Origin of the sequence: Streptococcus devriesei DSM 19639 (assembly GCF_000423725.1) — a bacterium.
Classification (GTDB): Bacteria; Bacillota; Bacilli; order Lactobacillales; family Streptococcaceae; genus Streptococcus; species Streptococcus devriesei.
Map to the genome: position 1 here is coordinate 485368 of NZ_KE384084.1, position 23842 is coordinate 509209.

At 41.0% G+C, this 23842-nt stretch carries 26 protein-coding genes and 1 other annotated feature; of the genes, 6 read left to right on the forward strand and 20 right to left on the reverse strand.

Features of this window, described 5'->3' with window-relative positions:
* Nucleotides 1-28 precede the first annotated feature (28 nt).
* A complete protein-coding gene (locus G573_RS11040) occupies nucleotides 29-934 on the forward strand; it encodes a LysR family transcriptional regulator (protein WP_037586864.1) in 906 nt (301 codons plus the stop codon).
* Between the two features lie 127 nt (nucleotides 935-1061).
* On the forward strand, nucleotides 1062-1337 hold the full coding sequence (locus G573_RS11045) for an AbrB/MazE/SpoVT family DNA-binding domain-containing protein (RefSeq protein WP_037586866.1): 276 nt from the start codon (nucleotides 1062-1064) through the stop codon (nucleotides 1335-1337).
* 151 nt (nucleotides 1338-1488) lie between these two features.
* Here the strand turns inward: G573_RS11045 and G573_RS0108465 are convergent, their stop codons facing one another.
* The 8 genes from G573_RS0108465 to G573_RS0108500 form a co-directional block, all read right to left on the reverse strand.
* Nucleotides 1489-2418 carry an L-lactate dehydrogenase gene (locus tag G573_RS0108465; RefSeq protein ID WP_027976323.1) on the reverse strand — a complete coding sequence of 310 codons (930 nt, stop codon included), beginning with the start codon at nucleotides 2416-2418 and terminating at the stop codon, nucleotides 1489-1491.
* Nucleotides 2419-2664: 246 nt separating this feature from the next.
* On the reverse strand, nucleotides 2665-3003 hold the full coding sequence (locus tag G573_RS0108470; protein ID WP_027976324.1) for a YlbF/YmcA family competence regulator: 339 nt from the start codon (nucleotides 3001-3003) through the stop codon (nucleotides 2665-2667).
* A 10-nt stretch (nucleotides 3004-3013) separates the two neighbouring features.
* Nucleotides 3014-4120: a prephenate dehydrogenase gene (locus tag G573_RS0108475; RefSeq protein ID WP_027976325.1), complete on the reverse strand. Its 1107-nt coding sequence runs from the start codon at nucleotides 4118-4120 to the stop codon at nucleotides 3014-3016.
* Between the two features lie 75 nt (nucleotides 4121-4195).
* The gene (gene aroC, locus G573_RS0108480) at nucleotides 4196-5362 is read right to left on the reverse strand and encodes a chorismate synthase (RefSeq protein ID WP_027976326.1); all 1167 of its coding nucleotides are present in this window, start codon (nucleotides 5360-5362) and stop codon (nucleotides 4196-4198) included.
* 1 nt (nucleotide 5363) lies between these two features.
* The gene (aroB, locus tag G573_RS0108485; protein ID WP_027976327.1) at nucleotides 5364-6431 is read right to left on the reverse strand and encodes a 3-dehydroquinate synthase; all 1068 of its coding nucleotides are present in this window, start codon (nucleotides 6429-6431) and stop codon (nucleotides 5364-5366) included.
* Nucleotides 6432-6439: 8 nt separating this feature from the next.
* Complete coding sequence (locus G573_RS0108490) at nucleotides 6440-7309, reverse strand: shikimate dehydrogenase (RefSeq protein ID WP_027976328.1); 870 nt, start codon at nucleotides 7307-7309, stop codon at nucleotides 6440-6442.
* Nucleotides 7299-7976: a type I 3-dehydroquinate dehydratase gene (gene aroD, locus G573_RS0108495; RefSeq protein ID WP_027976329.1), complete on the reverse strand. Its 678-nt coding sequence runs from the start codon at nucleotides 7974-7976 to the stop codon at nucleotides 7299-7301. Before aroD ends, G573_RS0108490 begins: the two co-directional genes overlap by 11 nt.
* Nucleotides 7977-7982: 6 nt before the next feature.
* On the reverse strand, nucleotides 7983-9140 hold the full coding sequence (locus tag G573_RS0108500; protein ID WP_027976330.1) for a class I SAM-dependent rRNA methyltransferase: 1158 nt from the start codon (nucleotides 9138-9140) through the stop codon (nucleotides 7983-7985).
* 130 nt (nucleotides 9141-9270) lie between these two features.
* Here G573_RS0108500 and G573_RS0108505 point away from each other — a divergent pair, with 130 nt between their 5' ends.
* The gene (locus tag G573_RS0108505; RefSeq protein WP_027976331.1) at nucleotides 9271-11427 is read left to right on the forward strand and encodes an LTA synthase family protein; all 2157 of its coding nucleotides are present in this window, start codon (nucleotides 9271-9273) and stop codon (nucleotides 11425-11427) included.
* 235 nt (nucleotides 11428-11662) lie between these two features.
* On the opposite strand, the gene rplT is transcribed toward G573_RS0108505, so the two are convergent.
* The 5 genes from rplT to G573_RS0108530 all read right to left on the reverse strand — a co-directional run bounded on the left by rplT (nucleotide 11663) and on the right by G573_RS0108530 (nucleotide 14197).
* Nucleotides 11663-12022, reverse strand: coding sequence for a 50S ribosomal protein L20 (rplT, locus tag G573_RS0108510; RefSeq protein WP_027976332.1), 360 nt, complete (start codon nucleotides 12020-12022; stop codon nucleotides 11663-11665).
* Between the two features lie 50 nt (nucleotides 12023-12072).
* Nucleotides 12073-12273 carry a 50S ribosomal protein L35 gene (rpmI, locus tag G573_RS0108515; RefSeq protein WP_002263327.1) on the reverse strand — a complete coding sequence of 67 codons (201 nt, stop codon included), beginning with the start codon at nucleotides 12271-12273 and terminating at the stop codon, nucleotides 12073-12075.
* 34 nt (nucleotides 12274-12307) lie between these two features.
* Nucleotides 12308-12838 carry a translation initiation factor IF-3 gene (infC, locus tag G573_RS0108520; RefSeq protein WP_027976333.1) on the reverse strand — a complete coding sequence of 177 codons (531 nt, stop codon included), beginning with the start codon at nucleotides 12836-12838 and terminating at the stop codon, nucleotides 12308-12310.
* A 15-nt stretch (nucleotides 12839-12853) separates the two neighbouring features.
* Nucleotides 12854-12988: a sequence feature (ribosomal protein L20 leader region), on the reverse strand.
* A gap of 24 nt (nucleotides 12989-13012) precedes the next feature.
* Complete coding sequence (gene cmk / locus G573_RS0108525) at nucleotides 13013-13693, reverse strand: (d)CMP kinase (protein ID WP_027976334.1); 681 nt, start codon at nucleotides 13691-13693, stop codon at nucleotides 13013-13015.
* Nucleotides 13694-13702: 9 nt separating this feature from the next.
* The gene (locus G573_RS0108530) at nucleotides 13703-14197 is read right to left on the reverse strand and encodes an SAG1386/EF1546 family surface-associated protein (protein WP_027976335.1); all 495 of its coding nucleotides are present in this window, start codon (nucleotides 14195-14197) and stop codon (nucleotides 13703-13705) included.
* Nucleotides 14198-14242: 45 nt separating this feature from the next.
* On the opposite strand from G573_RS0108530, the gene G573_RS0108535 reads away from it, so the two are divergent.
* On the forward strand, nucleotides 14243-14437 hold the full coding sequence (locus G573_RS0108535; protein WP_027976336.1) for a ferredoxin: 195 nt from the start codon (nucleotides 14243-14245) through the stop codon (nucleotides 14435-14437).
* Here the strand turns inward: G573_RS0108535 and G573_RS0108540 are convergent.
* From G573_RS0108540 to G573_RS0108570, 7 genes are all read right to left on the reverse strand, one after another.
* Entirely contained in the window at nucleotides 14429-14914 is a 486-nt protein-coding gene (locus G573_RS0108540) for an EbsA family protein (RefSeq protein WP_027976337.1), read from the reverse strand. The two genes, G573_RS0108535 and G573_RS0108540, sit on opposite strands and share 9 nt — an antisense overlap.
* Before the next feature lie 56 nt (nucleotides 14915-14970).
* Nucleotides 14971-16191, reverse strand: coding sequence for a peptidase T (gene pepT / locus G573_RS0108545; RefSeq protein ID WP_027976338.1), 1221 nt, complete (start codon nucleotides 16189-16191; stop codon nucleotides 14971-14973).
* 88 nt (nucleotides 16192-16279) lie between these two features.
* Nucleotides 16280-16888, reverse strand: coding sequence for a DUF6287 domain-containing protein (locus G573_RS0108550; protein WP_027976339.1), 609 nt, complete (start codon nucleotides 16886-16888; stop codon nucleotides 16280-16282).
* A gap of 16 nt (nucleotides 16889-16904) precedes the next feature.
* Nucleotides 16905-19799 (reverse strand): GBS Bsp-like repeat-containing protein, encoded by a 2895-nt coding sequence (locus G573_RS0108555; RefSeq protein WP_027976340.1) that lies wholly within the window; start codon nucleotides 19797-19799, stop codon nucleotides 16905-16907.
* A 182-nt stretch (nucleotides 19800-19981) separates the two neighbouring features.
* Nucleotides 19982-21280 carry a surface-displayed alpha-enolase gene (gene eno, locus G573_RS0108560; RefSeq protein ID WP_027976341.1) on the reverse strand — a complete coding sequence of 433 codons (1299 nt, stop codon included), beginning with the start codon at nucleotides 21278-21280 and terminating at the stop codon, nucleotides 19982-19984.
* A 229-nt stretch (nucleotides 21281-21509) separates the two neighbouring features.
* Nucleotides 21510-22160, reverse strand: a complete 651-nt coding sequence (locus tag G573_RS0108565) for a DUF4352 domain-containing protein (RefSeq protein ID WP_027976342.1) — start codon at nucleotides 22158-22160, stop codon at nucleotides 21510-21512.
* 23 nt (nucleotides 22161-22183) lie between these two features.
* Complete coding sequence (locus tag G573_RS0108570) at nucleotides 22184-22459, reverse strand: hypothetical protein (protein WP_027976343.1); 276 nt, start codon at nucleotides 22457-22459, stop codon at nucleotides 22184-22186.
* A 137-nt stretch (nucleotides 22460-22596) separates the two neighbouring features.
* Between G573_RS0108570 and G573_RS0108575 the strand changes: the two genes are divergently transcribed.
* Complete coding sequence (locus G573_RS0108575; RefSeq protein ID WP_027976344.1) at nucleotides 22597-23052, forward strand: YueI family protein; 456 nt, start codon at nucleotides 22597-22599, stop codon at nucleotides 23050-23052.
* 9 nt (nucleotides 23053-23061) lie between these two features.
* A complete protein-coding gene (locus tag G573_RS0108580) occupies nucleotides 23062-23724 on the forward strand; it encodes an HAD family hydrolase (RefSeq protein WP_027976345.1) in 663 nt (220 codons plus the stop codon).
* The last annotated feature ends 118 nt before the right edge of the window (nucleotides 23725-23842 follow it).

Consider the following 23842-nt stretch of genomic DNA (forward strand, 5'->3'; position numbering starts at 1 on the left):
TAGATAAAAAAATAGTAAAGAGCAAAAAATGAATATCCAGCAATTAAACTATTTTATCGCTTTAGCTGAAAACGAGCACATGACCAAAACGGCCCAAGACCTGAACATCTCCCAGCCCAGCTTAAGCTATACGATTTCGGAGCTTGAAAAAGAACTTGGCGTTCCCTTATTTAAAAAAACGGGCAGAAATATCCGCTTGACCAAGTATGGGAACTACTATTATCAATATGTCAGGCAAGCCCTAAAGCTGCTTTCCCAAGCGAAAAAAACTATTAGCGATGATATCCATCCGTCCGTCGGAAAAATTGATTTTGGTTTTATATATACCATGGGAGCGGTCAATGCGCCTCAGGTTACCAAAACTTTTTTAGAAACCAATCCAGACGTCCGCTTTTCTTTTAAGCAAAATAATTCGAATAATCTCCTCCAAGATCTGCGTGATGAAATTCTTGACGTCATCTTTGTATCTCATGTTGAAGGCTATGAGGATATCCATTTTGAACCACTGTTAACTGAAAAAATTATCGTCGCTGCACCGCTGCAGCATCCCATCAGTCAAAAAGACCTTATTTCTCTCGAAGAACTTGCTGAACATAACTTGGTCTATTACAATCATTCCAGCGGGTTAAGGTCCTATCTTGATCAGCTATTTCAGGAAGCGCACTTAACCATTTCCAGCAACATCGAAGTGGAAGACGACCAGACTGTATTGGGATTTGTATCCAGAGGCTTCGGACTTGCGATTATGCCGGATATTCCTACGATTAAAGCCTTCCCTGTTAAAACTCTCAAAATCAGCAATCCCATAAGCCCCAGAATTATTTATTTAGCAACCAGAAAGAATGCCTATCTTTCTCCCACGCTAAAAAAATTCAAAGCATTTTGTCTGTCTTACTTTAATTCAGATAAGGCCAAAAAAACCTCGAAACACTAATGTTTCTGACAGCTATAGAGAAGCTTATCTGCCATTACAAATGTAAAACAGCATAAAAATTTTGGGAACTATATACCATTTTACACCAGCTACAACATAGCGTAGGTTAGATAAGGAGGAACAAGAGATGAACACTCTAAAAACAGAGGAAAGACAGGTTAGAAAGTGGGGTAATGGATTAGGGCTTCATATCCCTAAAACAATCGCTGATAAGTTAGACCTGTCTATCGGTGATAATGTAGTATTTGACATAACAGACCATGATAGCATTATGATTAAAGTAAAAAGACCTGAAAACGAGGTATTTATTCCTAAGTACAATTTCAGCGATTTATTAAGCAGCAAAGACCAACAAGTCACTGAATTAGATTGGGGAACCCCTCAAGGGGAAGAAAGGATTTAACAACCTATGCCATTTAAAAATTTTGGGAACTATATATTGTGGTTGCGTAGACTGGTATATAGTTCCCAAAATTTTATTAACCAAAAGGAGTGGGTATTATTGTAATTTCCCACTCCTTTTATGTTGCAAACGATTTTGGTAGATATTTTTATTACTCAAAATCGTTTTTTAAAGCTTTATCAAGGTTGTCTCTGATAATCTTGGCAGACTCAGCAAGAGAATGTTCTTCACTTGAATTTAATTGAAGCTGACACTCTTCAATAATACCGGAACGCCCGACAACAGCAGGATAACCCAGGTAGAGGTCTTCTGCTTCAAAATAATGAGATACCGGCATCAGCTCATGAGAATCGTTTAAAACGGCTAAAACCAGACGAATCGCCGCCGTGGCAATCCCATAACTTGTATATTTTTTACCTCTAAAAACAGTATGGCCGCCTTTCATCGACTCATACCTAACCTGATTGCGTTCTTCCGAGTTCAAGAAAGCTTGAATAGCCTGACCCTTAACTCTTACCTGACTCCAGGCAACAAATTGAGAATTGCCGTGCTCTCCTAAATTATAACCCTCAATACTTCTTGGATCAACGCTCAGTCTGTCGCCAAGTGCCCTTTTCATTCTGGCAGTATCCAGAAGGGTTCCTGTTCCGATAACTTTTTCACGAGGCAGACCCGTGTATTTTTGATAAAGCTGACTGATGACATCCACCGGATTCGTAATAACGATTAAGATCCCCTTAAAGCCAGATTTTTTAATCTCCTGACCGACGCCGATAACTTCCTTGCTGGTAAAAGGCAATTCTGCAAAACGGTTATCATCTTTATTATCCTGTAAAATAATATTTCCCAATGCTGAAACAATAATATCAGCATCAGCTAAAGCACTGTAATCATTGACAATAAAATTAGCATGATATTGAGAATTGGCCAAAGAATCCTGAAAATCAAGGGTATCAGCGACTACTTTTGCTTCATTGCTATCAATGAGAACATAATCATCAAAAATTCCCTGAGCTATCAAACCATGTGCAACGGTGGAACCAACATGCCCCATTCCAATAATACCGATTTTCCGTGTCATTATCATCACTCCTAACTAATTCTATTATAAAACTTTCTTGAAAAAAGAAAACCAAAAAAGAGTGAAAGTACCCAAAATATTTACAATCAGGTTTCATTTCACTCTCTTGCTTTTCAATAATAGCTTAAAAATCTGCTGAAATGCTGGAGCACCGCTGTGCTAAAACAATTTCCTAGCAGCGAATGACAGTTAGCTGATGCTCCTAAGCAACTCGTCTAAAAGACAGCGGATTTTTTATCCTGCTTTTTACATGAGATCTTTCATCGGCTGGAAAATAATGCGTTCAATGTCTGTCATATACACTGAAAGAGCCTGCTGAGCATCAAAATAGGGTTTTAAAACAGCGTTTGCTTCAATACGTTGGCTAAGTTCCTGCATTTCCTCCTGATGAGCTTTCGTTGGCAATTGACCAGCTTGAGCCATACTTTGCAGTTTAGTTTGAAAATCAACAAATTCTTTTAAGAGCGCTGAAGCTTGCGGATCAGCATCCACCTTCACTTTGGCATCAGCTACACTTTGATACTCAGGAAGCGACCGGATACCGCGCTCTAATTCATTAGCTAAATCATATACGTTTACTGACATTTTTTCTCCTTTAATCTAAATAAACATTGTAGGTTGTATTTTGACTGATTAATTTTTGAGCCCTGATAAGATCTGCTTCCGTTTTGAAAGAGATATGCAAAACACCGTTGATATCATCTCGGTTTTCTTCATTGATATGAATATTGACCAGAGAAGTTCCGCGCAGCAATTCCAGAATTTCCAAGATGACATTTTCTCTATCCGGAACATCCACATAGATATCGTAAAAGCTGTCAACGCCGCCTCTTTTATGAATTTCCATCTCTTTTCGCTTTTGCCTGCCATTATCAAAAAAATGCCAAATAGCTTCTGCATCTCCTTGATCAATGAATTCAGCTATTTCATCAAGACGTCCTTTAAAATCAGAAATTCTTTCCAAAACCGCCTCGGCATTTGACAAAAGAATACTTGTCCACATGCCGGGTTCGCTCTCAGCAATACGTGTCATATCCCGAAAACCGCCCGCAGCAAATCGATTCGTTAGCTGATGATTAACCGCATAATCACCCGCTTGCTCCATTAACCCTGAGGCCAGAATATGAGGAAAGTGGCTTATCTGACTGGTCACCTTATCATGCTCTTGGGCATCAACTTCAATAAAGCGCGCATTAAGCCCCGACAGCATTTCCTGCATTTCAAGAATGGTAGATGATTTTGTTAAACTGCTGGGGCAGAAAATATAGTAGGCATTTTCAAAAAGATTGACATTTGCCGCAATAGCACCCGACTTGTGACTGCCGGCCATAGGATGGCTTCCTACAAACTGTACCGGTTTATGCTTAAGATATTTCTCAGCAGCTTTGACGATTTCAAACTTAGTGGAGCCTGCATCGGTAATAATGACGTTTTCTTTCAATTCCAAATTTGCCAGAATTTTGATGAAATCAATTGTCTGTTTGATGGGAACAGCTAAAATGATGACGTCAGCCAGAGGCGCAAATTCTTTGAAATCCGCTGTTGCTTCTTCAACAATTCCGCGTTCCAAAGCAATGTTACGCGACTTGTCAGAGCGATTATAGCCGATAATTTTATAGTGAGGATGACCTCGTTTAATACCGAGAGCAAGTGAGCCGCCAATCAAGCCCAGTCCTGCAATATAAATTATTTTTTCTTCCATCTTTTCTCCACTGTCATTCCGCTTGGCCGCATTTTCCATCAGCTTTTTGCTCCCCATAGAATTCCTGAGAATTTTTTAAAATTCTTTGACAAATTTCCGATGACGCTCTACAGCTTCTTGTAATTCTTCCATATTGTCAGATGAGAATTTGTCCAACACTTCTGTGGCAAGCACTGTTGCCACAACGCTTTCCATGACTACTCCTGCCGCCGGAACAGCCGTAGGATCCGAACGTTCAACGCTGGCTTTATAGGGTTCATGCGTTTCAATATCAACACTCATTAAAGGTTTATAAAGCGTTGGGATAGGTTTCATGACACCGCGAACAACAATGGGCTGACCATTAGTCATACCGCCTTCAAAACCGCCCAGATTATTTGACTTGCGGGTGTAACCATCTTCCTTGGACCAGACAATCTCGTCCATAACGTCGCTTCCTTTGAGGTAGCCGTCTTTAAAGCCCAATCCAAACTCGACACCTTTAAAGGCATTGATCGAAACAACTCCTTGAGCAATCTTAGCATCGAGCTTACGATCCCATTGTACATAAGAACCCAGACCTGCCGGCACGCCGCCGACAACAGTCTCAATGACACCGCCAATGGTGTTGCCTTCTTTTTTGATACGATCAATATAATCCTTGATTTCCTGCTCACGCTCTTGATTGACAATTGACACTTCAGATTGGCGGGCACGTTTTTTAATCTCAGCAACTGTTAAATGATCCGGTACATCAATCTCAATCCCGCCAAAGACGACTACATGGCTGGCAATGTCCATATCAAGTTCTTCCAAAAGCCGCTTAGCTACAGCACCAACCGCAACACGCATGGTTGTCTCACGCGCACTGGATCTCTCTAAGCTGTTGCGCAAATCAGAAAAGCGATATTTCATCCCGCCTACCAAGTCAGCATGACCCGGACGCGGCTTGGTGAGCTTACGAATGGATTTTTTCTTTTCCTCAATATCAGCAGCACTCATGACTTCGGTCCAATTCTTAAAATCACGATTTGTGACATTGAGTGTAATCGGACTTCCCATGGTCAAACCGTGGCGCACACCGGAAGTGATTTCTACCTGATCAGATTCAATCTTCATGCGGCCGCCGCGGCCATACCCGCCTTGACGGCGCTTAAGCTCAGCATTAATGTATTCAGCTGTCAGGGGAAGACCCGCCGGCACCCCTTCAATAATAGCTGTCAGTCGAGGGCCGTGTGACTCTCCGGCTGTAAAATATCTCATCTCACTTCTCCAAATACTCTTTCATTTCTTGCAGACTGATCTGGTTGATAGCAGCCTGTCCTAATTGAGGAACAATCACTGTCTTAATCATCTGACCGCGGGCTTTTTTGTCGTGTTTCAACGCTTGGTACATCTTTTCGACATCCCATGGTTCATAGGCCGTCGGCAGACCGAATTTAGCACACATGGCTGCAATCTTTTCGGTTATACCCTCCGGCATCAATCCCTTTTTCTCGGCAACCCGAGACATCTGAACCATTCCGATTGCCACCGCTTCACCGTGCATCACTTTGCCATAACCAGCTGTTGCTTCAATGGCATGGCCGATAGTATGGCCAAAGTTCAAATAAAGACGAATGCCATTGTCCAGTTCGTCTTCAACGACAACCTTGCGTTTAACCTCGCAAGAACGGTAAATAATCATTTCAGAGTTATCCAAAATAGAAGCTGCAGAACCATCCAGAGCGTCCAGCTTATCCCAGAGCTCGGTATCCGCAATTAAACCGTATTTAATAACCTCGCCCATTCCTTCAATCAGTTCACGCTGTCCAAGCGTCTTAAGCGTGTCCGGATCGATCAAAACGCCATCAGGCTGAGTAAAAGTTCCCACCATATTTTTAGCAAAAGGGGTGTTAACACCGGTTTTGCCGCCGATTGAAGAATCCACCTGTGCCGTCAGGCTGGTTGGAATCTGCAGGAAATGAATACCCCGCATGTATGTTGATGCAACAAAACCCGCCAGATCTCCGACAACACCGCCTCCCAGCGCAATGATCCCATCACTTCTGGTCATGCCTTGCTTAACCAAAAATTCATAGGCCTTGTTAACAGTTGTCAAATTTTTACTGGCTTCACCTTCTAAGAAATCAAAAACGACTGTTTCAAAACCAGCATCTTCAAGGCTGAGTTTAACTTTTTCAGCATAAAGGCTGCCCACACGGTTATCAGTAATAATAGCTATTTTTTGCTGCTGCCAGAGCCCTTTTACCCACTGGCCTGCCTTAGCCAGACTGCCTTTTTCAATGATAATGTCATAAGGATTTTGAGGGAGATTAACGTTTAATTTCATTGAGACACCTATTTTGTATTGTATTTTTCTTCCAGTGCCTGCCAGATTTCCTGACTCGGCATTTCCTTACCCGTCCAAAGTTCAAAGGCTTCAGCCGCCTGAAAAAGAAGCATGCCTAAACCGTTAATAGCTTTTAAACCGCGGCTGCGAACCAAATGTAAAAACGGCGTTTCAAAAGGCTGATAAATAACATCTGCCACCATCAGATCTTTAGGAAATTCAAAATCATCATTAATAATCATTGATTTGCCATCCATACCTACGCTTGTGGCATTGACAAACAAATCAGATGCTAAAACCTTCTCTTGAATCAGCTGCAAATCTTCAACAGGGAAAATTTCCAGAGGAACACCTGTTTTAGCTGACAGCTCCTTGGCTTTCTCTTTGGTTTCCTGCAAAAATTCTGTTTGGTTGAAAATGTTAATTTTTGCAGCACCATTAATAGCAGCCTGTGCAATAATTGCTGTAGCAGCTCCGCCGCCGCCGAGAATCGTCATCGTTTTATCTTTAACGTCAAAATCAGCAAACACAGCTAAGCTTCTGAAAAAACCCAGACCGTCTGTATTGTAGCCCAACAGTCTGCCCTTTCGGTTGACAACAGTATTGACTGCACCGATTAAATCGGCTGCTTGAGTCACTTCATCAAGATAGGGAATAACAGCCTGTTTGTAAGGCATGGAAATGTTAATGCCAAACATATCATAACGTCTGACATTTTCTACAGTAGCCTCAAGATCAGACTCCGGAATATCCCAAGCGACGTAAACGCCATTGACACCAGTTTTGTCAAAGGCATAGTTCTGAATAAAAGGTGAAATCGAATGTTTAATCGGTCTTGCAACAACTGCTGCTAAACGTGTATGACCATCAATCTGCATCTAAAACCTCCTTAATCTTGCGCATATCCGTCAGTGCTATTTGTCCCGGAGCGCTTTCTTGCTCGAGACTGGCAAAAGTCCAGGAACTGCCTGTCAAATCAGCTGCTAAACGCGATATCTGTCCCAATTTAGACATGGACATGGTGACATATTCCTGCTCAGGATTCAGGGTCTTGAACCCCCTTGTATAATTCATCAAATCAAGAACATCCTGCTCATTTTGAGGCATAACAGCTATCTTGACCACACGCGGTGCCAGTGCCGTTAACTCCGAAAATACTTCCATCAGATTTTCAGGGGTTTCCTCAAAATTATGGTAGGATAAGACCAGATTAGAAAAATCATACATGTCTTTTAAGATTTCACGATAAGAAAAATACTCAAAGTCAATATAATCCGGCTGATAGAGTGTTGCAATATCGCGAATAATCGCAAGATATTCTTCACTGGTCAGCGAAATATGACCGCCTTCTTTTTCTGTACGCAGGGTGAAGATCACTTCATGCCCCGCAAATTTCTCAAAAATAGCCGGAGCTACTGTCAAAATATCGTTCTTAGCCAAATAATCAGCCCGCCATTCGATAAGATCGGCGCTGCCAATTTTTGCTAAATCAAGCTGGTTAACCTCTTCAATGTTTCGAGGCATAACAGAAACTACTATTTTCATGAATAATTAAACCTTTATTGTAAATACTTTTAAATAATTGCTGCTTTCATCTTTGTCATTGACAGCAAAATCACTGGGTAACTGCTGCAAGTCAAGATAAGTATGCGGTCGTTTCCCAAAACCTTTTTCAAGCTGTTTTTTAAACTGAGCTGCGGTCATATTAGAAGCATTGGTTGAAGCAATTATCAAACCATCCTCAGCCAAAATCTCAAGTCCCTGACTAATTAACTTATGGTAGTCTTTCGAAACAGAGAACGTCTCTTTTTTATTTCTCGCAAAACTCGGCGGATCAATAATCAAAACATCAAAGGTCAGCTGATGGCGCTTAGCATATTTTAAATAAGCAAAAACATCCATAACAACCAGCTGATGCTGATCCATTTCCAAATGATTGACCTTAAAATGAGCTATAGAAAGCTCCTTAGAACGTTTGGCAAGATCCACTGATGTCGTCGCAACAGCGCCGCCCATGGCAGCTGCAACAGAAAAAGCAGCTGTATAAGAAAATAAATTTAAGACCCTTTTCCCGGCAGCCAGACCGTTTACCAAACCGTTACGTACCTGATGCTGATCCAAAAAGATACCTGTCATTAAGCCATCGTTTAAGAAAACACTGTAAGATACGCCGTTTTCTAAAACTGTAAAGCTCTTGGGTGCTTCTTGACCGTACAAATGAGCTGATTCATAATCAGGCCCCTTGAAGCGAATTTTTTCATAGGCTCCTAAAAATTCCGGATAAACCTGACGAAAAGCAGCAGCAATCTGATCTCTCAGCTGGTAAACAAAGGCATTGTACCAAGAAAAAAGAGCAAACTGACCATAGCAATCGACAGTTAAGCCGCCAAAACAATCGCCGTCCTGATTGAAAAGACGATAGGCTGTTGTTAAATCAGAGTTTGCCAAAGACTGTCGCTTTTTCTTAGCCTTTTGAAACAGCTCAGCAAAATAAGCCTGGTTGAGTGTCACTTTTTTGGATGACACCAACCAGCCAACTCCCTTATTTTGCTTGGACAGATAAGCTGTTCCCAAAAAATCGCCTGCCTGAGAATACAGATAAACCGTCTGGTCACTCAAACGTATATTCGGAAAATCGTTACTGTTTAATAACTGAACTCCCCGTTTAAGCTTTTTTTCTGCCGAAGAACCCACCATAAGTCTATTCATAACAACCATTATAACAAAAAATTAAGAAATTTTCTCCCTTAAAAAAACATTTCTTCTATATGCCAAAAATAAATTTATGTTATAATCAAATAATAAGATTTTATCTTTAAAATGATAAGGAATCGGTATAATGAAAAAAATAGTTAAATTTCTCCTAAGCGTTGTCAAGACGCGTTTAGGATTTATTTTGACACTTGTGCTCATTTATTGGCTCAAAACGCTATGGGCTTATAATATTGATTTTAGTTTAGATATAGGAAATTCCTATCAGTTTCTTTTAACATTGATTAATCCTATTCCGGTATCTCTGCTGCTTCTGGGACTGAGCCTTTACATAAAAAATACACGCGCTTTTTACATTGTGACAGCTGTTATTTACACTGTCCTCAATGTTTTATTATTTGCAAATTCGATTTATTTCAGGGAATTTTCAGATTTCATTACGGTCAGTGCAGCTCTCGCCAGCAGTAAAACTTCTGCCGGCTTAGGAGCCTCAGCCCTTAATTTATTAAGGCCTTGGGATGCTATCTATATTTTAGATTACATCGTCTTCATCACGCTTTTTTCGCTTAAAAAAATCTCTTTTGATTCCAGACCTTTTAATAAGAGAGCCAGCTTTGCTATTTCAGCACTGTCAGGACTTTTCTTTTCGGTCAATCTCTTCATGGCCGAAATTGACCGACCGGAATTGCTGACACGCGGCTTTTCGAATATCTACATTGTTCGTGCCTTGGGTCTTCCGGCTTTCAGCGCCTACAGTGCCAATCAGACCTATCAAACGCAAAAGGTACGCTCTGAGGCGACTGCCGATGAACTCGGTACTGTCAAGGAATACATCAAGGAGCATTACGCCGCTCCAAATCCTAAATATTATGGCATTGCCAAGGGTAAAAATGTTATCGTCCTTCACTTGGAGAGTTTCCAGCAGTTCCTGCTTGATTATAAACTCAATGTTGATGGCAAAGAGTATGTTGTCACACCTTTCCTCAACTCCCTTTACCATTCCAAAGAAACATTTGCTTTTTCGAACTTCTTCCATCAGGTTAAGGCCGGTAAGACATCCGATGCTGAGACCCTCATGGAAACATCGCTTTTTGGTCTCAATCAAGGCTCTTTCTTTGTTCAATACGGCGGTGATAATACCCAACAGGCTGCACCTCATATCCTCAATGATACCAATAACTACAGCAGCGCTGTCTTTCACGGTAATATCGGTACCTTCTGGAATCGCAATAATGCCTATAAACAGTTAGGCTATCAGCATTTCTTTGACCAGTCCTACATGTCTAAAATGACCAAGGATAATTCCTTCCAGTACGGTCTTAATGATAAAGTTATGTTCTCAGACTCCATCAAGTATCTGGAGCATCTGCAGCAGCCTTTTTATACCAAGTTTATTACGGTATCCAACCACTATCCTTACCAAAGCTTGGCCGGCGATGACACCGGTTTTCCTCTTGCTAAGACAGATGATGAAACCATCAATGGTTACTTTGCAACTGCTAACTATCTAGATTCTGCCATCAAAAGTTTCTTTGATTATTTGAAAGCCTCCGGCTTGTACAAAAATTCGATTATTGTCCTATACGGTGACCATTACGGTATCGCTAATTCAAGAAATACCGATCTCGCGCCGCTTCTGGGCAAGGATCCGCAGACATGGACAGAATACAACAATGCTATGCTGCAACGCGTTCCTTACATGATTCATGTTCCCGGAACAGACAAGGGCTTCATCAGCAATACCTACGGCGGTGAAGTTGATGCCCTGCCGACCTTGCTTCATCTGCTTGGAATTGACAGCAAGAACTATGTTGAATTAGGTCAGGACCTACTGTCGCCTGCTAATAAGCAACTGGTTGCTTTCCGTTCTGAAGGCAACTACATCACTCCTAACTATACCAACTACAGCGGACGTGTCTACGATACTAAAACAGGTGTTGAAATCACCAACCCTGATGAGATAACAACCGCAAAACTCAAAGAACTCCGTGAAGCGGCTGATAAACAGCTTGATATGAGCGACGAGATTCAAACCGGAGACCTGCTGCGCTTTGATAAGGACAGCGGTCTAAAACCGATTAACATCAGTTCTATCTCATATAAGAACGATTCCCTTGCTTCTCTGAAAAAGATTGAAAAGAAATTAGGTCAGAATTCGACCAGCCTTTACAGCAAAAACGGCAATAAATCAACACAAGATTTGTATAAAGCACCGAGCTATAAGGAATTACATCCGGAAGCAGCCAAGGAATCCTCATCAACAAACACAGATTCGAAAAAATAGCCCTGAAAAAAAAGGATTGGGACAAAGCACAATGCTCTCTCCCAGTCCTTTTTAAGTATGGACATTTTATTGACGAGACCGGACGCCCAACTGGACAAGCAATTTAAATCAAATGGATTTTATTTGCTGGCTCTAGCTGCGTCTGGCAGATGTCTTATAATTGACAGACACATTCTTCATACTGTCGTTGCTGAATACTAAAAAAGCGGGACACTGTCATCCCACTTTTTGTTTCTTATTTGCCCAGCTTTTCTTTAGCTGCATCTGCAAGAGCTGTGAAAGCTGCTGCATCATTAACTGCTAAGTCAGCAAGCATCTTGCGGTTAACTTCAATTTCAGCAAGTTTCAAACCATGCATCAATTGTGAGTATGAAAGTCCGTTCATACGAGCTGCCGCATTGATACGAGTGATCCATAATTTACGGAAATCACGTTTCTTTTGACGGCGGTCACGGTAGGCATAGTAATATGAATTCATTACTTGTTCTTTTGCTGTACGGAACAAGATATGCTTTGCACCATAGTAACCTTTAGCTAATTTTAAAATACGTTTACGACGTTTGCGTGAAACAACGCCACCTTTAACACGAGCCATTTATTGATCCTCCAATAGTTCTTTCTAATTTTCTAAACTGCCAGCTGCGCTTATTTCAAGCGAGTAAGCATTGATTTGATACGTTTGAAATCTCCTGAATGCACCATTGATGCCTTACGGAGATGACGACGCTGCTTCTTAGTTTTACCATGGAAACGGTGTGATGTATAAGCGCGGAAGCGTTTCAATCCACCTGAACCTGTACGTTTAAAACGTTTAGCTGATGCGCGGTGTGTTTTTTGTTTTGGCATTTTAATATTCTCCTACTTTACTATTTTTATCGACTTATTTTTTGTCTGGAATTGGTGCAAGCTGCATAAACATTTGACGGCCATCCATTTTAGCTCTTTGCTCAATAATCGCAATATCCTGCGTTGCTTCAGCAAAATCAGCTAACACCTTTGCTCCGATTTCCTTATGAGTGATCATACGTCCTCTGAAACGAATAGAAACTTTGACCTTATTTCCTTTTTCAAGGAATTTGCGACCATTGCGGAGTTTAGTCTCAAAATCACCTTTGTCAATAACAGGACTGAGACGGACTTCCTTAACAGTCACAACGCTTTGTTTTTTGCGCTGCTCCTTTTGTTTCTTCTGATACTCAAATTTGAACTTACCATAGTCCATGATACGAGCAACAGGCGGTGTAGCCTGCGGCTGAATTAAAACTAAGTCAACATTGGCATTATCAGCCATAGACTGTGCTTCTGCCAGTGGCTTAATTCCTAGTTGTTCACCATCAAGGCCAATAAGACGAACTTCGCGAACACGAATTTCATCATTAATGAACAAATCTTTTTTAGCTATGTTCTTCACCCCTTTAAATTTTTTCGAGAAAAACGAAAGCGGACTTGACATTTCAAGCCCGCACACATACATAATTTTCCTTATATAACAGGAATTTTGACATGTTGGGCCAGACAACCTTAGTCGCAAGGCGAGAAGTTCTCACTTCTGCTTTTCTCACTGTTAACCAGTATAACATGCCAATTAATGACTGTCAATCATTTTCTTTGCTTTTTCTTCAATAAACTGTACAACACCATCAATTGTCACACCTGTTGTGTCAAAAGTAATGGCATCCTCAGCTGCCTTGAGCGGAGAAACCTTTCGGTGGCTGTCCTTGTAGTCGCGCGATGAAATTTCTCTCTTGAGCTTAGCTAAATCAGTTTCAATTCCTTTTTCAAGATTTTCCTTATAGCGGCGTTCAGCCCTTTCGTCAACAGAAGCAACCAGAAAAATCTTCAACTCGGCATCCGGTAAAACAACTGTTCCGATATCACGGCCATCCATGACAATACCGCCCTGATCAGCAATCTGACGCTGAAGTTCCACCAAGGTTTCACGCACTAGAGGTAAGGCTGATACTGTAGACACATTATTGGTCACATCATTTTCCCGAATAGGAAGGCTGACATCAACATCTCCGACAAAGACTAGCTGCTGCCCATCCTCGCGGCGGCCAAAACTAATGGGATATTCTTGTAACAGTTTAACAATAGCGTCTTCATCCGTCAAAGCAACATCATGCTGAAGGGCCAGATAAGTCGCGGAACGGTACATAGATCCTGTATCCAAATAAGTATAACCCAGATCCTTCGCAATAATTTTAGCAACCGTACTCTTCCCGCTTGAAGCAGGTCCGTCAATAGCAATTTTAATTCCTGTCATACAATCCCCTTACTTAATTTTGATATTATCACCGGGATTGGCATACCAATATCCCTTTGTCATGTGATCCGGATTTAACTCGTAAAGTTTCTCAACAGAAATACCTGCACGCGAAGCAATAGCTGCCGCACCTTCACCGCCTTGAACAGTAAGGGTATCTTCTCCATCTGAAGAAGTCGTTGTCTCTGCTTGAGTAGTCTCAGCCTCAGTTGTTTCTGTCACTGTTTGTTCTTCCGACTCAGAAGACTGGCTGGCTTCCTTTTTAGATTTTTTAACGGTCTTGGAAGAACCATAAAATCCTGAAGTCGCCGCTTTCTCATCGCTGCCGCCATTAGAAGTATAAAGTACAAAAAATAAAATACCAATAATAATTAAGAAAAAAAGACTCAGTAAAATCGTTAAAACCGGTGTACTGACAGCACGGTCATCTTTCGAATTTCTTGTTAATTCTTTATTTTCAGTATCTGTTTCTGTTACTTTTTCTTCCCACGGTTTGTTGGACATGATTTCCCCCTTGTTAAATATCAATAATAGTATTACAATGTTACTATGAAAGTAGCTATTATCCCAGAAAAATGTATTGCCTGCGGGCTTTGTCAGACTTATTCAGCTGTCTTTGATTACGATGATGACGGCATTGTCAAATTTGCAGGCAGCAGCGAAAATGTTAAAACCTTTATCGAAGATCCCGCTATTCTTACTGCAGTCAAATCTTGTCCAACAAAAGCACTTACTTTACCGTAAGGGCTTTTTTTCGTCCTTGTAAGCTTCAAAATAATCCAGATTCACAAAATTATCAATCAGCTCAACTTCACCTTTAAAATCCGGATGAACAGCCAAATCATCTAAGAAATATTTTTTCGGCCACTTCCGCATGTAAAAGAGACTTTTCTTTTTATCTTTGACAAACAGCGTTACTGTTGATTTTGTGACTTCTACTTTTTCAATATCAGCAATAATAATCTTAGAAGGTCTGAATATATTTAAGGATACAACTCTTAAAATACCCTTATCTTCAATAATGAAGTAGCGGTGAAACCCAATGCCGACCAAAACAACAAAGGCAATAAACAAAATAAAGAAATACTGCGGAATGCTGGTTTGCTCATACAAAAGTGATAAGGCAATGAAAATCGGCATAATGGCAATGGACCAATAGATGATCAGCCAGGACAGTTCGGGCTGCCAATGATATCTCACTTTCCCAAATATTTTAATCACTTATACTTCCTCCATATTACATTATTTTATCATAGTTAAGTGATTTTTTCCAAAATTTAATGCCTGAACCTAGCTATGCCTATAATGACTTCAACTGCTTTCTGCATAGTCTCTAAGCTGACAAACTCAAAGCGGCCGTGCATGTTTTCACCACCTGCAAAAAGATTAGGTGTCGGCAGTCCCATAAAAGATATTTTAGAGCCGTCTGTCCCACCTCGAATAGGCTCAATAACAGGTTTTATCGCTAAATCTTCCATCACCTTCTTAGCGATAGTAACACAGGTCATATCTTTCTCGATTACTTTTCGCATATTGTAATATTGGTCATGAAGTTCAAGCTGTACCCGTTTTGTTCCTAGCTGTGCGTTCATTTTTTCAGCAATTTGCTGCATCAAGGCTTTACGATCAGCAAAGCTCTTATCCTCAAAATCGCGGATAATGTATGAACTGCATGCCTCTTCTACTGTTCCGTTAAGACTAAGCAAATGATAAAAGCCTTGATAGCCGTCTGTCTTCTCAGGACGATCATCAGCAGGCAATTGCTCATGAAAATCAATAGCCAGCTGCAGTGCATTGACCATCTGATTTTTAGCAGTTCCCGGATGAACATTGCGTCCCAAAAAATTAATTTCTGCCGCTGCCGCACTGAACGTTTCATACTGCAGCTCTCCAAGCGGTCCTCCGTCCACAGTATAGGCAAAATCAACATCAAAATCAGCCACATCAAATTTATCAGCACCGATGCCGATTTCTTCATCCGGCCCAAAGCCAACACGAATTTCGCTGTGCTCAATTTCAGGATGACTGGCCAGATATTCCACTGCTGTCATAATTTCAGCAATTCCAGACTTATCATCGCTTCCTAATAAGGTTGTTCCGTCTGTCGTAATCAGAGTCTGTCCGATATAGTTTTTAAGATTAGGAAAGTCTGCCGGATCAAGAGTAAAATCGGTCTGACCAAGCTGAATAGAGCTGCCATCATAGTGTTCAATAACTTGCGGATTCACACCTTCAGCATTAAAATCAGCCGTATCCATATGGGCAATAAAGCCAATTTTATAAGGAAAATCACCATTGGCAGGTAAGGTTCCTACTAAGTAACCGTTAGGCAAATAGTGGACATTTTTGAGACCGATGCTTTCCATTTCCGGTTTTAAAATAGTCAATGCAAAGTCAACTTGACCTTGCGTTGTCGGAGTTTTCGTACTGTTTGCATCGCTTCTTGTATTGATTTTAACATAAGTTAAAAAGCGTTTTAACAAATTATCGTAAGTCATTTTCTACCTCTTATCCTCTTAATTATAACAGAAAAAACCACAGATATCTGTGGTTTTTGAAATATTATTCAGAATTTTTTCAGTCTTATTAATGCTGCGATACATGATAATAAGCGTCATCTGCCAGCTTATTACTGCTCAAACTCTCAGAAGAAATGATGCGATCTTTTGATTTATCAGTTGTATCTGTTCGCCCGTTTGAAAAGTACTGCTGCGGCAATGCATGGTTTGCAGGGACCATATAGAGGGTCACATTTGTTTTGTTCCCTGTTTCTACATTCAGCAAGAGAATACCATCCTGATCAATATCCAGCAGACTGACTGTCATTCCAGAAGTTGTCAAGCCTTGCGCATTAAAGCTGAGAATCTGACCTTGCCCATTCTTCCAGGTTCCTGCTGCAGTGCTGTAATCAGCTTTTAAGATAGCACCTGTATCAATAGGAGCAAGATTTTCTGCCTCATGGCTCTCTTCACTAGAAGAACTGGATGACTGACTGCTTTCCGGAGCAGTCTCTGTTGTTTTCTCTTGTTCAGATGAGCTATGCTTATCGCTCTTCTGTGACTTCGTCTGCAGACTTGTTTTAGGTGAAGCTGATTTTTCTCCGCCATGATCCTTTTTCTGAGCTGAACAGCCAACAAGAAGAACAACTGACAACAGTATAATCGCAAGGCTTCTGAAAATAGGTTTCATTTTCATAAATCAAACTCCTTATTTACGACTGCCGGGTAAAGCGACCGGTATAGTCGATATTTTCATCTAAAGGATGAGATAATTTTGGAGAAACACTTGTGTATTGCCAAGCAGCTGCATTTGCATAGTAATTAAAGGATTTGGCTTCCTCTTGGTTCATGTAAGTGTAGCCTTTGGCATAATGTGCAATCCAAAAGTTATTAAGACCGAATTGCCCTGTATTGACACTTCCGCCGCGAATATCCAACCAGCTTGCCATGGTATAGTGAACCAAGTTGCTGTATCCTTGACGCCTCATCTCAGCCTGCCAGGCTTGAACATTAGCATTAATATTGTTCAGCATTGAAGACTCTTCCATGTCATTTACCATAACAGTTGAAGAAGACAGACCATGTGCCTTAGCAGCGTTGACAAAATAACGCGCTTCCTCCTGTGCTCCTGCTGCCGATGTATAGTGAGAATAGTGATAGGCAGAAACTTTGACACCTGCCGCTTTGGCATTAGCAATTTGTGATTTTGCATAAGGATTAATATAGCTGGTACCTTCTGTTAACTTAACAACAACTCCCTGAATCCCTTGCTGCTTTAAGCTCTTAAACTCCGCAACAGAAATACTGCCGTTATGGCTGCTGATATCAATAAAGTAAGATGGCAGAGCAATCGCCGGCTTTTCAGCTTCCAATCGATAAGTTCCTGTATCAAAACCAACTTCTTGGCCATCTTGATAGGTCACATAAGCATGAACATGGTAGCTGCCTTTGATATAGCCATGATTTTTTTCGTTAACCGTAATGCTGATTTTGCCGTCCTTGACAGCGCTGTTGGTATACCAGTAGAGATTGCCTTGTTTATTTTCTGACCATGCAGCAACCTTAACAGATTTTAGTTTTTTAGAATTACTGTTTTCTGTAACGACAACATCCAAAGTGCCTTTTTTAGCCTGATGATTGGTTACGGTAACCTTGGCATTAGCGATTTTAGCCGCAGTAACTGTAAACTCTTTTCCGCCCATACCGATTAGTTTATTATTTTCCAGTCTGCTTTTGCCATAGACATGCGCATTGTAGCGCCCTGTTTCAAACTGATGATTTTTAAGGAGAATTTTCGCCTCATAAGTTTTATCTGCTACCTTACGGGCTCCATACCACTTAATATCATCTTGATTGTTCTTGCTGGTCCACACAGGAACCTGTACGGAGGAGATATAATAAGGCACATTTTTTAGAGTAACCGTGTATTCATTGTCACTCGTTTTAGCAATGTTCGCTGTCACAGCCGGCTTAGGGACTGTCAGAGTCGCTGTCCCAAGTCCCGACAGTCGGCCATTTTGATTGTGATAGACATGAATATTATAAAGGCCGTAACCCTTGTGATTATCATAGCTGGCAACTGCTTCGCCTTGTTTATCTGCCTGATACCATTTCAGGTCATCCTGACCTTTTTCATTTGACCAAACAGCAAAGGAAACTTTGCTCTTATCCTTAATGTTAGCGGCGATGAGTTTTAATGAAATACCTTTGGAAGTTAACTTAGCTTCAGCGGCTGGTTTGGTAATCTTGTAAGCTCCCAAAATTTTTCCTGACTTCGTTCCGTCAGTATAGTCTGTGTAAACATGAACATGATACATCCCAGAGACATTTGCGTGGTTTGCGATATTTATTTTAGCCGTCGCTTGATTATTGGTAACTGCTGGTGTATACCATTTGAGGTCATCCTGGCCTTTCTCTTCGGACCAGACAGCAACGCTGACAGATTTTATCACTTTTGTCTTTGGGCCGCCCTTGACAACAACATCAAAAGTACCAGAGGTTTCCTTGTAACCGACAACTGAGGCAACCGCATCGGAACGGCTGTCAGCATTATCAAAACCTGAGCTTGTGCCTAAGCCAATTTGAGACTGAGTAACGGTACTGTAACCGTAGATGTGAGCTTGGTAGTGACCCAGAGTCTTTTTATGATTTTGCAGATTGACTGACGCTTTATAGCTGCCATTAGCTGTTTTTGCGGCCTTATACCACTTCAGGTCATCCTGGCCATTTTTATCTGACCAAACAGGAATTTGAATCTGCGTGATGGTATTTGGAACATTGGAAACAGTAATCTCAAAATTGTTAGCTGAGGTTTTTTGAATCCTTGTTTTAATCTGCGGCTTAGCAATCGTAACAGTCATTGCATTGAGCCCTGTCATCTTACCCTTTTGATTAGCATAGGTATGGACATGATAGACTCCATATTCGCGATGATTTTTGAACTCGGCATAGGCAGCTCCCATATTATTAGCAGTGTACCACCTAAGATCATCCTGTCCTTTTTGTGCTGTCCAAACTGCAAACTGAATCTTACTGCCCTTGGCAATAGGCTGTTTGTATTGCAATTTTATCCCTTTTGCCTCAACTGTGGCAGCTGTTACTTTTTTAGGTGCCTTTTGCACAGCTGCAGCACTTGACCGAGAAGTATTTGTGACAGCTATTTTTTTCAACGGTGCTACAGCCTTCTTAAAAGACTGATAAGACGAGATTTGTTGGCTTTGAGTGCCAGCTGCGGCTCTTGTCGTTGGCTGACTTTGAGCTTGAACATCTGCCTGACTGGATACAGGCTGGCTCGTGGTTACAGCAGCAGCCTTATTATCGTCTTGAGAGGACTTTGCTGCTTGTGACTCAGTAACAGTTGTCTGAGCAGGCGCCTGCCCCGATGTCTCTTGACTGACAGGCTGGCTGACGCTGCTTGTGCTTGGAGCCGTACTTGCCGTTGATGCCGATGTTTCGGCGCTGCTTACTGCTGCTACTTCAGAAGACGATACCTTCTCTGAAACAGGGGCCGTTTGAGCTGTTTCATCTGCGGATACCTTACCGGCAGTTATAAAAAGAGTTAAGGCCAGAGGAATCATCAGATAGGTTTTAACATTATTTTTTGCCATATTACTTTCCTTCAAAATATAGTTGTTTTCATTATAACATATTCGCAATTGCCTCTCAAAATCAAGAATTTTTTCTGCAGTATTTTATGTCGTATTTTTTACAATTATTAATTAATAAATCCGAGCAGCCAAAAAGACCCCAGCATCTGGCTAGGGTCTTTAAAAGGTTATTCAATCACCGATTATTTTTTCAAATTGTAGAATGATTTCAAACCGCGGTATTCAGCAACTTCACCAAGTTGATCTTCGATACGAAGCAATTGGTTGTATTTAGCAATACGGTCAGTACGTGAAAGTGAACCAGTCTTGATTTGGCCGGCATTAGTTGCAACTGAGATGTCAGCGATTGTTGAATCTTCAGTTTCACCTGAACGGTGTGATACAACAGCAGTGTAGCCTGCTTCTTTAGCCATTTCAATAGCTTCAAATGTTTCAGTCAAAGTACCGATTTGGTTAACTTTGATAAGGATTGAGTTAGCTGCACCTTCTTTGATACCGCGAGCAAGATAGTCAGTGTTTGTAACGAAGAAATCGTCACCAACTAATTGAACACGTCCGCCAAGGCGTTCTGTGAGAGCTTTCCAGCCTTCCCAGTCATTTTCGTCCATACCATCTTCGATAGTGATGATTGGGTATTTGTTAACCAATTCTTCAAGGTAATCGATTTGTTCTGCAGCAGTACGTTTTGCACCTGTTTCACCTTCGAATTTAGTGTAATCGTAAACGCCGTCTGCATAGAATTCTGATGATGCACAGTCAAATCCGATGAATACTTCTTCGCCTGGTTTGTAGCCAGCTGTTTCAATAGCCTTGATAATTGTTTCTACAGCATCTTCAGTTCCGTCAAATTTAGGAGCGAATCCGCCTTCGTCACCAACAGCTGTTTCAAGTCCGCGTTCTTTAAGGATTTTCTTAAGAGCATGGAAAATTTCAGCACCCCAGCGAAGAGCTTCTTTAAATGTAGGTGCACCGGCAGGTACAATCATAAATTCTTGGAAAGCAATAGGAGCATCTGAGTGAGAACCACCGTTGATGATGTTCATCATTGGCGTTGGAAGAACTTTAGTATTGAAACCGCCAAGGTAGCTGTAAAGCGGAATTTCAAGGAAGTCTGCAGCAGCACGAGCTACGGCAATAGAAACACCAAGAATAGCATTAGCACCAAGTTTACCTTTGTTTGGAGTACCATCAAGAGCGATCATAGCACGGTCAATAGATTGTTGGTCACGAACATCGTAGCCGATAAGTGCTTCTGCAATAACATTATTTACGTTATCAACAGCTTTTTGAGTACCAAGACCACCATAGCGTGATTTGTCTCCATCGCGAAGTTCAACTGCTTCGTGTTCACCGGTAGAAGCTCCTGAAGGAACCATACCACGTCCGAAAGCACCTGATTCAGTATAAACTTCTACTTCAAGTGTTGGGTTACCGCGTGAGTCAAGGACTTCGCGAGCGTAAACATCAGTAATAATTGACATTATGTTACTCTCCTTATGAGTTTTAATTTTTACATGTTAATAATACCACAAAGTTGGAACTTAGGCAAACTAAAAAAGGTGTGTTTGCCGCACTTCCCTAAAATAAAAAAGGAAAGGCGTTCTTTTCTGCCATGTTTTTATCGGAGAAACAGTTCCCTAATAGAATAAAACCTGAGAACAGAGCAGCTGTTCCCAGGCTTGCTGTATTTTTTGTGCAGGTGTTCAGCTGTCAAACTGAACGCGATTTTTTTTGATAGGCAGACTGAGGTACCCAGTAAGCATTTCCGAAATTGACGATATAAGGGGATGTTTTAGAGATGGTAAAATAAATTTTGACATCAATGGTCTTCCCCGGTTCAATGGTCTCCGGAATTTTTTCATTGGCGGCATAGTCGCTTAAGTCTGCAATATCAAATGTTCTGTCGTAGATATAGAAATCTTGGGGACTGAACTGAATCATGTTCCTCGTCGTATTTTTCACGCTGACAGTCAGAGCAATTTTTTGATCGCCATCAGAAGTTTCTTTCATCTTAGTGTTTGATACTGTTTTGACACCTGTTACAGTGACTTCTTCACCGCTAGCCAGCTCAGCGCTCTCGCCAAAAATATACTGCTTAATTTTATTATTTGGATCACTGTACCAATCATCATAGCTGCCGCTGCCGTTTCTTATCCTATCATAGAGCTTTAGCCGTTTAATTTCTTTTTTCTTGTTGGCAATGGTTCTGTCCTGCATAGCGTTTGTCGCCGTCCATTGATTAAAATTTTGTCTGGATACTATATAAAGAGCACTCATAACAAGAGTAATGAGAAAGAAAAAAACTGCTAAGCTCATAAAGACAATACTGATAATTTTCCAGACATTCGTTCTTTTTTCCATTTTCGTCTCCTTGCTGTCCGCTTCTAATCATCATAGCTTCCATCTAAACCGCGGTTCCAGCTGTAGCGATAATAAGTATTTCTAATATCTTTAGCTTCTTTTTCCTTATACTTTCTCGCTGTTTTTCGATAGTCAGAAATTTTATCTTCCTTATCTTCTGAGCTTTCAGTTAACTGATGAACGTCCTGCTGGGATAAAATGTAAACGGTTGTCATAGTCACCGTTGAAATGACAAAAACACTGGTTAAAACAATGAAGACTATGCCGAGAACCTTCCAGACATCTGTTTTTTCTTCCATTTTTCCTGCCCTCCCTCAACTTTTCTTGGGTTGATTATATCACTAAATTTCCCTAAAAAGCAAATTCTGCCTTATCCGCACAGCTTTTCTCTCTAAAATAGTGTATAATTTTTATAAATGACAAAACGAGGTGAACAATGACTGATCTAGAGAAAAAAGTTTTGGAAAGTGCTCAGGGGGAACGCCGGTTAAACCCTGATGAACAGCGCAAGTATTTGGGGACTTTTGCTGAACGCTTGGTGCTGAGCATCCTTTTGGCAGACGCTGAAAAGCGCGCTGTTTTTGAGGATTTCGATGCTATTTTAGCAGACCTCAAAGCAAACTATGATGAGTGTTTCCTAAAGATTTCACCCAAGCTCTCATTAAACAGCCAGATGCTTTACATGAAAAAAGCGCAGGAAGCTGACCTTCCTGCTACAATCGTTGATGAAGACAGCTGTCAGTCTCCTTTTGGCTTGCTGGCTCATACAAATAAGGCTGAACACCTTGAAAATACGGATATCAAATATCTGTATCCACAGCTGTTTGCAAAAGAAAAACAAGAAAATCCCCAAAAGAGAAGTCTGTGGCAAAAATGGTTTTCAAAAGATTGAGGAGAAAGCATGTATCAGACGATTTTATTTGATTTAGACGGCACTCTGACCGACTCCGGACAGGGAATTCTTAATTCTATCCGCTATGCCCTGACCAAACTGGGCCACCCTATTCCAAATGATGAGCTGCTGAAAACCTTTATCGGTCCTCCTTTGAAAATCAGTTTTGAACAAACTTTAGGTATGTCTTTGGCTGAAAGTCAGGCAGGCATCAATTTTTACCGGGAGTATTTCAGAGAAAAAGGAATCTTTGAAAATCAGATTTACCCAGGCGTTCCGGAACTTCTGAGATCCTTGAAAGAGCAGAACAAACAGCTCTTGGTAGCTACATCAAAACCTGAAATGTTTGCACGGCAAATTTTAGAACACTTTAAACTCAGTGATTTTTTTGACTACATCGCCGGCGCCAGCATGGACAGTTCCCGCAGTAAAAAAAGTGATATTATCGCCTATGCCTTAGACAATATCAGCAGCACAAGCCTTTCTGCAGCCATGATGGTTGGCGATCGGAAATATGATATTTTAGGAGCTAAGGAAAATCACATTGCTTCAGCCGGCGTGCTTTATGGCTATGGCAGCTTTGAAGAGTTACAGGCTGCAGGAGCTGACTACCTTGCCAAAAACACGCAGGATTTAAAACGGATTGTGCTGGAAACCAGCAAAAACAATTAGCATTTAAGGTATAAAAAAGTGAGGAAAATCATGATTTTCCTCACTTTTTAGGAGATTTATGAAAAAGAAAGTTTTAGGATGCTTATAATATAACAAGGAAGGCTTAAACGAAACTTAA

Excerpts from the sequence above, each read along its gene's own strand:
- G573_RS0108490 (WP_027976328.1), bottom strand. The coding sequence starts at position 7,309 with ATGCAGATTGATGGTCATACACGTTTAGCAGCAGTTGTTGCAAGACCG.
- eno (WP_027976341.1), bottom strand. The coding sequence starts at position 21,280 with ATGTCAATTATTACTGATGTTTACGCTCGCGAAGTCCTTGACTCACGC.
- G573_RS0108470 (WP_027976324.1), bottom strand. The coding sequence starts at position 3,003 with ATGTCAGTAAACGTATATGATTTAGCTAATGAATTAGAGCGCGGTATC.
- G573_RS11040 (WP_037586864.1), top strand. The coding sequence starts at position 29 with ATGAATATCCAGCAATTAAACTATTTTATCGCTTTAGCTGAAAACGAG.
- aroC (WP_027976326.1), bottom strand. The coding sequence starts at position 5,362 with ATGAGATATTTTACAGCCGGAGAGTCACACGGCCCTCGACTGACAGCT.
- G573_RS0108500 (WP_027976330.1), bottom strand. The coding sequence starts at position 9,140 with ATGAATAGACTTATGGTGGGTTCTTCGGCAGAAAAAAAGCTTAAACGG.
- G573_RS0108535 (WP_027976336.1), top strand. The coding sequence starts at position 14,243 with ATGAAAGTAGCTATTATCCCAGAAAAATGTATTGCCTGCGGGCTTTGT.
- G573_RS0108475 (WP_027976325.1), bottom strand. The coding sequence starts at position 4,120 with ATGGAAGAAAAAATAATTTATATTGCAGGACTGGGCTTGATTGGCGGC.
- rplT (WP_027976332.1), bottom strand. The coding sequence starts at position 12,022 with ATGGCTCGTGTTAAAGGTGGCGTTGTTTCACGCAAACGTCGTAAACGT.
- G573_RS11045 (WP_037586866.1), top strand. The coding sequence starts at position 1,062 with ATGAACACTCTAAAAACAGAGGAAAGACAGGTTAGAAAGTGGGGTAAT.
- rpmI (WP_002263327.1), bottom strand. The coding sequence starts at position 12,273 with ATGCCAAAACAAAAAACACACCGCGCATCAGCTAAACGTTTTAAACGT.
- aroD (WP_027976329.1), bottom strand. The coding sequence starts at position 7,976 with ATGAAAATAGTAGTTTCTGTTATGCCTCGAAACATTGAAGAGGTTAAC.
- G573_RS0108505 (WP_027976331.1), top strand. The coding sequence starts at position 9,271 with ATGAAAAAAATAGTTAAATTTCTCCTAAGCGTTGTCAAGACGCGTTTA.
- G573_RS0108555 (WP_027976340.1), bottom strand. The coding sequence starts at position 19,799 with ATGGCAAAAAATAATGTTAAAACCTATCTGATGATTCCTCTGGCCTTA.
- G573_RS0108575 (WP_027976344.1), top strand. The coding sequence starts at position 22,597 with ATGACTGATCTAGAGAAAAAAGTTTTGGAAAGTGCTCAGGGGGAACGC.
- G573_RS0108565 (WP_027976342.1), bottom strand. The coding sequence starts at position 22,160 with ATGGAAAAAAGAACGAATGTCTGGAAAATTATCAGTATTGTCTTTATG.
- G573_RS0108570 (WP_027976343.1), bottom strand. The coding sequence starts at position 22,459 with ATGGAAGAAAAAACAGATGTCTGGAAGGTTCTCGGCATAGTCTTCATT.
- G573_RS0108530 (WP_027976335.1), bottom strand. The coding sequence starts at position 14,197 with ATGTCCAACAAACCGTGGGAAGAAAAAGTAACAGAAACAGATACTGAA.
- G573_RS0108465 (WP_027976323.1), bottom strand. The coding sequence starts at position 2,418 with ATGACACGGAAAATCGGTATTATTGGAATGGGGCATGTTGGTTCCACC.
- G573_RS0108550 (WP_027976339.1), bottom strand. The coding sequence starts at position 16,888 with ATGAAAATGAAACCTATTTTCAGAAGCCTTGCGATTATACTGTTGTCA.
- aroB (WP_027976327.1), bottom strand. The coding sequence starts at position 6,431 with ATGAAATTAAACGTTAATCTCCCTCAAAATCCTTATGACATTATCATT.
- pepT (WP_027976338.1), bottom strand. The coding sequence starts at position 16,191 with ATGACTTACGATAATTTGTTAAAACGCTTTTTAACTTATGTTAAAATC.
- G573_RS0108580 (WP_027976345.1), top strand. The coding sequence starts at position 23,062 with ATGTATCAGACGATTTTATTTGATTTAGACGGCACTCTGACCGACTCC.
- cmk (WP_027976334.1), bottom strand. The coding sequence starts at position 13,693 with ATGACAGGAATTAAAATTGCTATTGACGGACCTGCTTCAAGCGGGAAG.